The organism is Bradyrhizobium manausense, from assembly GCF_018130615.1.
Lineage (GTDB): Bacteria > Pseudomonadota > Alphaproteobacteria > Rhizobiales > Xanthobacteraceae > Bradyrhizobium > Bradyrhizobium manausense_A.
In genome coordinates this window covers 85117-96454 of the sequence record NZ_JAFCKB010000015.1, presented here as the reverse complement: position 1 = coordinate 96454, position 11338 = coordinate 85117, and the positions used below count along the sequence as shown (strand labels likewise).

The window sequence follows — 11338 nt, the reverse complement described above, 5'->3', positions numbered from 1 at the left end:
CGCCGCCTCACTTGCTCGCGGCCTGCGGCTGCTCGATCTTGGTCTGCTGCGGGTCGATCTTCTGACCCGGAATCACGCGCAGCAGTCCCGACGTGACAACGCGGTCATCGGGCTTCAGGCCGCCTTCGATCACGCGTAGGCCGTTGTCGGTGGGACCTATCTGCACCTTGCGCTGCTCGACGACGTTGTCCTTGTTGGCGACCAGCAGATAGCGTCCGCCCTGGTCGCTGCCGAGCGCGGTGTCGGGGACGAGCAGGGCGTCCTTCTCCTGGGTGAAGGGCACGCGGACGCGGACGAAATAGCCGGGCAACAGCACCCGCTTGTCGTTGGGCACGAGACCGCGCACCGCAAGCGTCCCCGTCGATGAATTGAGGGTCGGCGCGACGTAGTCGAGCTTGCCTTCGTGCGGATAGCCGGTCTCGGTCTGCAGGCCGATTTCGATCGGGAATTGCTTGAGGTCGGAGGCGGTCAGCCCGCGGCGCGCGGCTTCGGCGCGGATGCGCAGCACGTCCTGCTCGTTGACGGTGAAGTTTACATAGATCGGATCCATCGCGACGATGGTCGCGAGCTGGGTCGGGGAGGAGACGCCGACGAGCTCGCCGACCGAGACCATGTGCGCGCTGACGATGCCGTCGAACGGCGCGGTCACCTTGGTGTAGCCATAGTTCACCTCGGCGAGCTTGGTGTTGACCTGGGCCTGCTGGAGGTTGGCCTGGGCGTTGTCGCGGGTCGATGTCGAGGTGTCCAGGGTCGACTGCGAGACCGCCTGCCGCTGCACCAGATCGACTTGCCGCTTGTAGTCGGCCTCCGCCTGCTTGAGCGAGGCTTGCGCTCCGGTCTCGGCCGCCTGCGCCTGGTCGAGCTTGAGCTTGTAGGTCTCGGGCTCGATCGTGAACAGCTGGGTGCCTTGCTTGACGAACGTGCCATCGGCGTAGTCGATCGTTTGCAGAAATCCCTGTACGCGAGCGACGAGATCGACGCTCTTGATCGGCGCGGTGTTTCCGGTGGCCTCGACATAGCGCGTGACCGGACGCTGCACCGGCGTTGCGACGTCCACCTTCGGCGGCGGCGGCGCGACGAACGTATTCTTGTCCTCGCAGGCCGCGAGCGCCACCACGGCCGCCGAAGCGGCCAGGGCCCGCCCGATATGCCTCCACGCTTCATTGCCTTGTGCGGGACGGGCGGGATTTGCTGAGGTCATTCGGTGGCCCCCGATGATTGTCTGTCGGTGCGGCAGGCTATCAACAAATGACCGGCCGTGGAACACCATAGCCATGGCAGTCACGGCCCTTGCACTGCAAACAGCGGCGTGGCCTTTGACAGTTTTGTCGCGACAAATCGCTTTTCACCGAGCGCATGATCGACCAGAATTGTGTCAAAGGCCGCGCGCGCGATGCGAGGCGGGTGGACGGACCGAGGCAGGCGGACTACACGAAAAGAGGCGCGAGGAGACAATGACATGCCAACGCCGTTCTGGTCGGCCTGTACAGGCCTCGTTCTCGCCGCTGTGGTCGCCATGCCCGCGCTAGCTGATGGCTTGAAAGACGCGATCGCACCGACCGGCAAGCTGCGGGTTGCGATCGCGATCAGCCCGGCGGGCGGCGCGTTCTGGTCGACCAAGACTGAGGCGGGCTATGCCGGCGTCCCCGTCGATCTCGGCAAGGATATGGCCGCGCAACTTGGCGTGCCCGTCGACTACGTCGTGTACCAGAATTCCGGGCAGATCACCGACGCGGCGGGCAAAGGCGCTTGGGACGTCACCTGGTTGCCGAAAGACCCCGAGCGCGAGACCAAGATGATGTTCGGCCCGATCTATGAGGTCGCGGACGCCACCTATATCGTCAAGGCCGGTTCGGTCGTCACCAATTTCGCCACGCTCGACCAGCCTGGTATCAAGGTCGCTGCCGTCAACGCCACGACCACGATGCGCGGCGCCGTTGCGCATCTGAAGAACGCGAAGGTCACGGGCTATCAGACCTATGACGAGATCTTCGGCCTTCTCAAGAGCGGCGAGATCGACGCCTTCGCGCTGTCGCGCGACCAGCTCAACAAGATGGCGCAGAAGATTCCGGGGACAAAGGTGCTGGACGAGACGTTCAAGAAGACGGTGACGGCCGTTGCGGTCCCGCTCGGCCACAGCCAGGCTCTGGCGTTCGCCACCAAATTCATGACCGAGGCAGTGACAAACGGTACCTTGCGCAAGGCCTACGACAATAACGGCCTGCAGGACGCGCCGATCCGCACCGAATAGGTTTACCCATCCGGCCACATTGGATTTTGACTGGGCGCACATGCTTGGACGTTGGATTGCAACCGCTACATTGTTACTGGTCATGATGATGCAGAGCGCCCAGGCCCAACCACTGACGGTCGATCCCGAGACCATCGTGCCGTTGCCGCCGCAGTTCGACATGGAGCCGCCGGCATCCGGCGTGCCGCCCGAGATCGCGCGCTTCCAGGGCGCGTGGATCGGGACCTGGCAGGATGATCGGCACATCCTCGTTGTCGAGCGCGTTCGGGCTGACGGGCATGCCGATCTCGTCTTCGCCCGATCGGACTCGGCCTTCAACGGAATGAATCGGGAATGGTGGCGGGACCAGGCGACGGTCGTCGATGGTGTGCTGACCATGACGGGGTTTCGCATCTTCCGTTATGCGTTCGATGGCCCGGACCGGTTGTACATGACGGCAACGCTCAAGAATGGTGTCGTCACCTCAGGCGCGCTGGTCCGCGCCGATCCGGCACGCCTCGCCGCAGGCGAGCGGCCGATCGACTGGCCATGGCCCGGCGAGCGTGTCCGGATTCCGCACCTCACGGTTCGCACGCCTGATGGCACCCGGCCGATCACGCTCGAGGGCACGTTCTATCCGCCGTCAGGGCAGGGGTCAGCGCCGCTCGCGATCTTCACCCACGGCTCCGACATCGGCCGCATTCAGCTCAGGTCCTGGTCGTTCTCGACCGAGGCGCATTGGCTGCGCGACAACGGATTTGCGGTGCTGGCGCTGATGCGTCGCGGACGCGGCAGCTCCGAGGGGATCAACGGCGAGGAAACCTTCGGACGCGATCACGACGGCAGCCTGATCGATGTTTCGGCCGGTGTCGCCGAGGCCGTCGAGGATCTCGAATCCGCGATCGCCTACGGTCGCACGCTGCCCGGCGTCAAGCCGGGCAAGGTGCTGCTCGCTGGCCAGTCGCGCGGCGGCTTCCTCGCCATGCACTATGCCGGTCTCATGCCCGGCGAGGTGATGGGCGTCGTGAATTTTAGCGGCGGCTGGTACCCATACGGACCGGTGACCACGCCCTATTATGCCAATGCCGGCCGCGGCGCGGGCGACAAGGTCAAGCAGCTCTGGCTCTATGCCGACAACGACCGCCTCTACAAGGAAGACCTGGTCCGCGAATATCAGCACGCATTCGCGGCCGCAGGCGGAAACGCGCGGTTCGAGCTGCTGCACGGCGTTCCCGGCGACGGCCATTTGCTGCGGCTCTATCCCGAGCGGTGGCGCGCGATCGCCGATCAGTACCTCACCTCGCTCGATCGATGAGCATTCGCCGGCGACGGCGTCCTTCCTGTCGGGGCCGCCTTCTGGTTGGAGGCCTTCGCCTTGAGCCAAAAGCAACCGGAACGGCCGCGAAATAAATGGCATCGCCACGCCAGCTCGCGATCGAGGCGGCTTCGCTGAAGCGCGCCTGTGAATAATTTTGTCCCAACAACTGCGCAAGATGTCTCTTGCGTCAAACTGACACAGCTCTGTCACTCGTGATCGCTACGGTCGCCGGATCACTCCTTCGGGGCAAACAAAGATGAAAACCAAATTTTTGACGACGGCTGCGATTTTCGCGGCCGCGACGACGCTTGCGTGCAGCATTCCGGTGTTTGCCGAAGATTTCGATCGTGACCATGATCGTGATCATCATGCGCATCACATGCATACCGAAACGCCGATCAAGCATCTCGTGATCATCTTCAACGAGAATCGGTCGTTCGACCATTATTTCGCGACCTATCCGAATGCCAGCAATCCCTCGGGCTCGATCCCGTTCGTGCCGAAGCCGCATACGCCGAAGGTCAACAATCTCGCCAATGCCAACCTGCTGGTGAACAACCCGAACACCAATCCGGCCAACGGCGCCGGAGCAACGGACCCGTTCCGTCTCGATCGCACCCAGGCCAACACGCAGTCGCAGAATCACGCCTATACGGCGGAGCAGCAAGCCTATGACAACGGCAAGGCCGATCTATTCCCGAAATATACGGGGCGCGGCACATCCGGCGGCGTCGGCGCGTTCGGAACGACCGGCCAGGTCATGGGCTATTTTGACGGCAACACCGTCACCGCGCTTTGGACTTACGCGCAGCACTTCTCGATGAACGACAACGCCTACACCGACACCTATGGTCCGTCGACGGTCGGCGCGCTGAATGTGATTTCGGGCCAGACCAATGGCGCGGTGGCGGTGCTCGGCAATGCTGCGACGCAGATCATCCCGGACGGCCAGGGGGGCCTCACGGTGATCGGCGATCCCGGTCCCGCCTATGATCCTTGCAGCACCCCGGGCTACACGACGCAGGTCACGATGACCGGCAAGAACATCGGTGACCTGCTCAACGATGCCGGCATCAGCTGGGGCTCTTTCATGGGCGGCTTCGATCTTTCCGTGACCAACGCGAATGGCACGACCGGCTGTGCACGCAGCACGTTCTCAACCGTGGTTGGCGCCTCCAAGGCGGACTACGTTCCGCATCACGCTTGGTTCCAGTACTACAAGTCGACCGCGAACTGGAACCATCTGCGGCCGAGCTCGGTCCACGCGATTGGCCACACCTACCAGAAGGACGGCAAGACCCTCGATCCCGCCAATCACGGCTACGACCTCGAGGACCTCTACGCAGCTGTGAAGGCCGGCAATTTCCCGGCGGTATCCTACGTCAAGCTGCCGGCCTATCAGGATGGCCACGCCGGCTATTCCGATCCTCTTGATGAGCAGCAGGGAACGGTCGAGCTGATCAACTTCCTCCAGAAGCAGCCCGAATGGCGCGAGACGGCCGTCATCATCACCTACGACGATTCCGACGGTTGGTATGACCACGCGTACGCCAAGCCCAGCAGCGCCTCCTACGACCCGACTGCCGACCAGGTCAACGGTGCCGGCCAGTGCGGCCTCGGTGTTGCCAAGCAGCCTCAACTGCCCGGCGTCGGCGGCAAGCCGGTGAACGGCCGTTGCGGCCCCGCCACCCGCGTGCCTTTCATCGTGATCTCGCCCTACGCCAAGACCAACTTCGTCAGCCACACCGCCATTTCGCAGGCTTCGGTAGTGCGGTTCATCGAAGACAACTGGCTGAAGGGCAAGCGTCTGGACAGCGGTTCGTTCGATGCCACCACCGGATCGATCATGGATCTGTTCGACTTCGAGCACGATCACAGCCATGACTTCCGCACTGACGCGCTGTTCCTCGATCCGACCGCTGGCACGGTCATCCTCAGCCCGCCGGACGAACATCACCACCACTAGTCCAACGGGACGTCACAATGAACAGCCGCACTTTGTGGCTCCTCGGCGCCGGCCTGCTCGCTCTGGCCGGCGCCGTCTTTGCGGCCGGGACGCAAGGACTTGCAGAGGTGAACCTCGCGGGCATCAACCCTAATCCTGTTCATCTCATGCGTCCGCCCGTCGCGCCGCTTTCTGCGATGGCGTTGCTAGGCAAGGACATCTTCTACGATGCGTCGCTGTCATCGTCCGGTTCGCTCTCTTGCGCATCCTGCCACAGCCCGGATCACGCTTACGGCCCACCCAACGACGGACCGGTGATGCTGGGCGGCGCCGACTTGTTGCGACAAGGCGCGCGCGCCGTTCCGTCGCTGACCTATCTGGAGCGCCAGCCGAATTTCAGTATCGGCCCCGACAAGGGCGACGACGACAACATCGTCGACCTCGCGCAGATGGCCGCACTCGGCCAGCAGGCTGTGCGTACAACCAAGACCGCGGGCGGTACCGGCGCGTCGGCGAACATCGTGCCGCAGGGAGGCCTCTTTTGGGATGGCCGAGCCGATACGCTTCAGGACCAGGCGCTGTTTCCGCTGCTCGATCCCAACGAGATGGACGGCGGCAGTGCGGAAATCGTCGCCGACAAGCTTCGCCGCGCACCTTACGCCCAGCGCTTCGTCGAGCTGTTCGGCGCCGGCGTGCTGAGGAATCAACGCCTCCTGATCGCGGAAGCGATGTTCGCCGTTGCGCGCTACCAGGTTGAAGAGCCGAGCTTCCATCCCTACACCAGCAAGTACGATTACTGGCTTGAGGGCAAGGTACGACTGTCCGAGAGCGAATTGCGCGGCCTGCAATTGTTCAACGATCCCGACAAGGCGAACTGCGCCGGTTGTCATACCTCTGCGCCGACGCGCGACGGCTTGCCACCGATATTTACCGATCACCAGTATGAAGCGCTCGGCGCGCCGCGGAACGCCGCGCTCGCCGGCAACCGCGATCCCAACTATTTCGATCTCGGCGTCTGCGGACCGCATCGCGCCGACATTGCCGAGCAGACGCAATATTGCGGCATGTTCCTGACGCCGACGCTGCGCAACACGGCGACGCGTCGCGCCTTCTTCCACAACAGCGTCTTCACAACCCTCGAACAGGTGCTGGATTTCTACAATTTCCGCGATACCAATCCTGAGAAAGTGTTTCCGCACGCGGCCGACGGCACGGTGCAGAAATACAATGACCTGCCGCAAAACTATCACACCAATGTCGACGTCACCGATCCGCCCTTCGATCGTCACCCCGGCGACAAGCCGGCGATGACGGAGCAGGACGAGGCCGATGTCATCGCCTTCCTGAAAACGCTGACGGACGGATACAAGGTGGAGAACTAGCGCGGCTTGAATTCAGCGTATTTCACCATCGCCTTCTCGAACTTCCGTTTGAACAGCCACATTGCGCCGAGAATCTCCCGGAAGCTCGCCGAGCTTCGCGCGCGGTCGGTTTTGCCGAAGGCAAAGATGCTGTTGTTGCGCAAGTGCTTCATGATGGTGGGGCTGGACACCCGATAGTTCAAGAGGTCGCCCGATCTCAGCGCGGACCGCGTCGGCGTCGGGATGATCTGAATCAGCTCAAACAGCTTCATCTGGTCGATCGGATCGGGCAGCGTCTTCACGATTACCGGAATCTCGGCAAATAGTTCAGCATGCGCGTTCATGAGGCCGTCGCGCACATTAGTCCAGTGATTGAAGCGGCGATCGGTGCCGCGGGACCGCGCCTCTTCCTTGTCGTCGCGCGCGTTCAATGCGGGATCTGCAGCCGCGATCGTACCTTTGATGGCCTCCCATTTGCGCTGGCCGTTGCGGTCCTCGGACGGGCCGGTCTGGAGACTGCCCATATAGGTGTTCGAGCGCCCATTGCGGACATTCTGCTTGCCGTTCGTCTCAGCATAGAACAGTCCGAGACTGATGCGGCCCGCGGCGGCAGCGTCAGCCGGTCCAAGCCCTTTCGCGCGGGCAATCGCGGTGCCGAGATCAACGACGTCCTTGAACGGTGTTGCCGAATCTTGTGCGCTCGCGGGCGGCGCCTCCATGATCTCGAAGATGTCTGCATATTCGTCGACCAACGGCTCGATGGCGGCATCGAAATAGGCGGGGGGAATCCCGAACTTGTTCGGCTTGCCGATGCGCGACGGCATTGCGTCGGTGAGATCCTTGTAGGTGCTGATCACCGCGACGCGCGCGAGATAGAGCGCCTGGCCCGGCAGGTTGGGCAGCGGCTGCTTCGCCTCGATCTGGCGGCGCCGCTCGGCCAGGATCGACTTGAAATCACCAAGCGCGCGATCGTAGGCGGCTTGCGCGTCCGATTGGGCTGGCGTCAGCGGTTGCGCCTGGCTCGCGGAGGGCGTTGTGAGAATCAGCCCAAGCACCGCCATGGCGGCGGCGGCGTGACTTCGTCGTCCCATGGCGGGTTCCCATGTCCAGGAGATTCGTCGATCATGGGATCGTAAACATCAAACCCGCGGCCTGGCGAGTTGCAAATCGTCGGATCTCATCACGCCGCCCGATACTCCGGCGCCGAGGTCAGGAACTTTGCGTAATCATCCGCATTCGGCGGCTGGAAATGTCCGGCGAGCCCGCCGCGCTTTCGGGTCTTCGCGCCGATGTCGGCCATCAGCTCGTCGAAATGGCGGTAGTGATAGGGCGCGACGCACAAGCCGCCATAGACGCCGGCGGCCGGGCGTTCGACGCGCTTGAAGTGCAGCATCATCTCGATGTTGTCTCGCATCTGCTGCGCCGTCGGCTGGTTCGCGAGCTGCCCGTCGGCGTAGCGCACCAGCCAGTTCGCGGCGAGGTCGGCGCAGAGCACGGTGCAGAACGACGAGTTGAAGCCGACGAAGCCGAGGTCGGGCAAGTCGGGGTTCGCGATCAGGCGATAGAGCCGATATTGTCCGTCCGCATCGACCAGCTTTGACTGATAGGCCTCCGGCAGGAAGGGGACGCCGAGCTTGTAGCCGATCGCGAGCACCGCGACGTCGGCGCCAATGCGCTGGCCGCCGCTCATCACGATGGTGTCACCTACATAATGATCGAAAGTACCGAACACGGCCTTGATGCGGCCGTCGGCGACCATCGGGTAGAAGCCGGGCGTTGCGATCGGCACCGAGCAGTTGACGCCGTCCTCGATCCGCTCCTTCGGCACCATCTTGCACGCGTTGAGCTTGAGCTGCGCCTTCAGCAGGCTCTCCAGCCCGCGCCAATTGGCCCAAACGAGAGGTGCGGTCATGCGATACGCCAGTCGTGACATAGCGCTGATGCCCCAGCCCGGGAACATCTCCTCCTGCGCGCGGATGTAGAGGATGCGCTTGAAGTTCACGAGCCCGCCGATGAAATACGGAATCCGCCAAACCGGTTCCCGCATCACGATGGTGACCTCGCGCGCGCCCGATTTCACCGCATTCACGGCGATGTCGGTCGCGGACTTCGACCCGCCGAGCACGACGACGCGGCGTCCTTTCGCAAGCGCGGGATCGCCGTATTTCGACGAATGCTTGACCTGCCCGCCCTGCGCCAGGAAACCGTCTTCGCCCGAGCAATGCAGCTCGCGCGGCTCGTTGAACTGCCCGGTGCAGATCGCGACGAAATCGAAATCGTCGTTCGTTGTCGTGCCGTCCTTGCCTGATAGCGCGAGCGTCCAACCCGGTCTGCCGTCGGCGCGCCCCGCCATGCCGTCGACCTTGGTGTTGAGGCGCAGCATGCGGTCGAGACCGAAGCTCTTTGCGTAGTCGGCGAGATAGGCATGAACCTGCGGGCCGGTCGGCCATTCCGGATAGGACTCCGGCATGGCGCGATCGGTGTAGCGGTAGAGATCTTTCGGGCTCTGGGTCTGCACGTCGGGATAGGAGCGTGCCGGCTCCCAGACGCCACCGAGATCGGCGCTGCGCTCGACGACGGTGACGCGGTGGCCGCGGGCGGAGAACGCCTTTGCGGTGGCAAGGCCGGAAACGCCGGCGCCGATGACGCAGACATGCTTGGAGCTGACCATGGGATGGCTCGCAATCATTGTGTTTCGCGCGCAAGCGGCCTCGTTCGGCTGCAAGGCGCGGCCGGCGGAGCTGCAAGCAGATGAAAGTGACGAGGAGGCTGCGCCTACTCGTTGGCCTCGGGCGGCAGGAAGTCGACCTCGTGCAGCGCCGAGATGCGCACGACCTCGGCCGGGTCGGTCAGATTGTGGAGCTGGTTGAACAGCGCCTCCAGCTTCTGCATCGGCGAGACCCAGAACAGCGCGCGGCACGGCTTGTCGGACTTGTTGAAATAGCCATGCGGGATGCCGCGCGGCATGCGCACGAGATCTCCGGCACGGGCCTTGACCCATTGGCCATCGAGCTTGAGGTCGAGCGTGCCTTCCTGCACCAGGATGAACTCGTCCTGGGTCGGATGGATATGCACCGGCACGAACTGGCCGGGATCGCTGTTGGTCTCGAACGCGAAGGTGGAATCGGTAATGGCCTTGGGAAAATAGACCTGACCAAGGATATTCCAGCTCTTGCCGCCATAGCCCGTACCGTTCGCGGTAATGCCCTTTTCGAGTGCAGTCATGCTCGCCTCCTCATGAATCCGGCGAGGGAGCTTCCGCCAGTGACCGGCGGCCTGTCTATCCGCTAAACGAATCCGGACGTGGTTGTTGCCGTGCAGCACGACGATTTGCGCAGGCGGCCCTTTTCGTGCCACGGGAACTATTATAGGCTTAAAATAATTCCGTGACGCGAAGCGTGGTCGACAATGTCCGCAGCCGTGCTGGAAATGAACGAAAGGGCTCCCGCAGCCGAACGGCTTGCGGGGTTTGCTCGCGTCAGCACCGATGATGTCGACGAAGCGGCCGAGCAGATCGGGCGCATCTTCTGTCCGCATGAGCTGGCGCCGGTGCAGGCGCGGTCGGCGGGCTTCTCGGCCCGACACAATTGCGCGGCATTCGACGGCTTTTCCATCAACTACGTCGCTTACGGTGGATCGGTCAGCATCGATCCCGGCTGCCTCGATCGCTTCTTCCTGGTCCAAATTCCACTCACCGGTGCGGCTCGCATTCGGGCCGGCGCACGCGAGTTCGAGGCTGCCCCGGACCGAACGGCCTCGCTGCTGTCGCCGACCATCCCGACCCGGATGATGTGGAACGACTGCGCGCAAGCGATCCTGCTGCTCGACCGCCGCATGGTCGAGCAGCGCGCTGCGGCGCTGTCGGGCCGGGCGGCCGGCGCGGTCGAGTTCGATCCCGTGATCGACTTGGAGACATCGTCGGGGCGGGCCTTGCGGACCAGTCTTGCCGAACTGATGAGGCTCGCCGAACGTCTCGGGCCGTCCGGCCGGCCTTCACCGGTTGCGATGGCCGATTGGCGGGAGCTGCTGCTCGATCATCTCCTCAACGGCCAGCGGCATGACCTGTCGGGTGCGATCAGGACTTTCTCGGGGCAGGCCGAGCGTTTGCCGCACGCACTCCGCGCCGCGCGGGACCATCTTGCCGACAATGCCGGTGAGCCGCTTGACCTCGCGCAGCTCGCCTGCGCGGCGGGGATCGGCATCCGCGCGCTCCAGCTCGGCTTCCGCCGTCATTTCGGGCTGTCGATCTCGGAGATGCTGCTTGATATGCGCCTCGCAGGTCTCCATGCCCGGCTCGCGCAGGCGTCACCCGAAGTCTCGATCACCGACATCGCCTTCGACCTCGGCTTTACCCATCTCGGCCGCATGGCCGGCGCCTATCGCGAAAAATTCGGCGAGACCCCGTCGGCGACGCTGCGGCGGCGGATGAGCTAGAGCGTTTTCGAGCGAAGTGGATACCGGTTCGCGTCAAGAAAACGCGTCAA

The 11338-nt window shown here is 63.5% G+C and carries 9 protein-coding genes; 5 read left to right on the top strand and 4 right to left on the bottom strand.

Translation table 11 applies throughout. The features are described from left to right. Nucleotides 1-7 precede the first annotated feature (7 nt). A complete protein-coding gene (locus JQ587_RS25190; protein WP_212299024.1) occupies nt 8-1201 on the bottom strand; it encodes an efflux RND transporter periplasmic adaptor subunit in 1194 nt (397 codons plus the stop codon). A gap of 258 nt (nt 1202-1459) precedes the next feature. Here JQ587_RS25190 and JQ587_RS25185 point away from each other — a divergent pair, with 258 nt between their 5' ends. From JQ587_RS25185 to JQ587_RS25170, 4 genes are all read left to right on the top strand, one after another. Next, nucleotides 1460-2251, top strand: coding sequence for a transporter substrate-binding domain-containing protein (locus tag JQ587_RS25185; protein ID WP_212427071.1), 792 nt, complete (start codon nt 1460-1462; stop codon nt 2249-2251). A gap of 82 nt (nt 2252-2333) precedes the next feature. Next, a complete protein-coding gene (locus JQ587_RS25180; protein WP_249154511.1) occupies nt 2334-3545 on the top strand; it encodes an alpha/beta hydrolase family protein in 1212 nt (403 codons plus the stop codon). A 259-nt stretch (nt 3546-3804) separates the two neighbouring features. After that, entirely contained in the window at nt 3805-5514 is a 1710-nt protein-coding gene (locus tag JQ587_RS25175) for a phospholipase C (protein WP_212427069.1), read from the top strand. Nucleotides 5515-5531: 17 nt separating this feature from the next. Further along, the gene (locus JQ587_RS25170) at nt 5532-6875 is read left to right on the top strand and encodes a cytochrome-c peroxidase (protein ID WP_212427068.1); all 1344 of its coding nucleotides are present in this window, start codon (nt 5532-5534) and stop codon (nt 6873-6875) included. Here JQ587_RS25170 and JQ587_RS25165 read toward each other — a convergent pair. The 3 genes from JQ587_RS25165 to JQ587_RS25155 all read right to left on the bottom strand — a co-directional run bounded on the left by JQ587_RS25165 (nt 6872) and on the right by JQ587_RS25155 (nt 10079). Then, nucleotides 6872-7945 (bottom strand): hypothetical protein, encoded by a 1074-nt coding sequence (locus tag JQ587_RS25165; protein WP_212427067.1) that lies wholly within the window; start codon nt 7943-7945, stop codon nt 6872-6874. The genes JQ587_RS25170 and JQ587_RS25165 overlap by 4 nt on opposite strands. 89 nt (nt 7946-8034) lie before the next feature. After that, nucleotides 8035-9525, bottom strand: a complete 1491-nt coding sequence (locus JQ587_RS25160; RefSeq protein ID WP_212427066.1) for a flavin-containing monooxygenase — start codon at nt 9523-9525, stop codon at nt 8035-8037. A gap of 104 nt (nt 9526-9629) precedes the next feature. Then, nucleotides 9630-10079 (bottom strand): cupin domain-containing protein, encoded by a 450-nt coding sequence (locus JQ587_RS25155; RefSeq protein ID WP_212427065.1) that lies wholly within the window; start codon nt 10077-10079, stop codon nt 9630-9632. Nucleotides 10080-10262: 183 nt separating this feature from the next. On the opposite strand from JQ587_RS25155, the gene JQ587_RS25150 reads away from it, so the two are divergent. Then, entirely contained in the window at nt 10263-11288 is a 1026-nt protein-coding gene (locus tag JQ587_RS25150) for an AraC family transcriptional regulator (protein ID WP_212427064.1), read from the top strand. Nucleotides 11289-11338: the final 50 nt, after the last annotated feature.

Bases quoted from the DNA above. Each gene is read 5' to 3' on its own strand.
- JQ587_RS25190 (WP_212299024.1), bottom strand. From the start codon at position 1,201: ATGACCTCAGCAAATCCCGCCCGTCCCGCACAAGGCAATGAAGCGTGG.
- JQ587_RS25185 (WP_212427071.1), top strand. From the start codon at position 1,460: ATGCCAACGCCGTTCTGGTCGGCCTGTACAGGCCTCGTTCTCGCCGCT.
- JQ587_RS25180 (WP_249154511.1), top strand. From the start codon at position 2,334: ATGATGATGCAGAGCGCCCAGGCCCAACCACTGACGGTCGATCCCGAG.
- JQ587_RS25175 (WP_212427069.1), top strand. From the start codon at position 3,805: ATGAAAACCAAATTTTTGACGACGGCTGCGATTTTCGCGGCCGCGACG.
- JQ587_RS25170 (WP_212427068.1), top strand. From the start codon at position 5,532: ATGAACAGCCGCACTTTGTGGCTCCTCGGCGCCGGCCTGCTCGCTCTG.
- JQ587_RS25165 (WP_212427067.1), bottom strand. From the start codon at position 7,945: ATGGGACGACGAAGTCACGCCGCCGCCGCCATGGCGGTGCTTGGGCTG.
- JQ587_RS25160 (WP_212427066.1), bottom strand. From the start codon at position 9,525: ATGGTCAGCTCCAAGCATGTCTGCGTCATCGGCGCCGGCGTTTCCGGC.
- JQ587_RS25155 (WP_212427065.1), bottom strand. From the start codon at position 10,079: ATGACTGCACTCGAAAAGGGCATTACCGCGAACGGTACGGGCTATGGC.
- JQ587_RS25150 (WP_212427064.1), top strand. From the start codon at position 10,263: ATGTCCGCAGCCGTGCTGGAAATGAACGAAAGGGCTCCCGCAGCCGAA.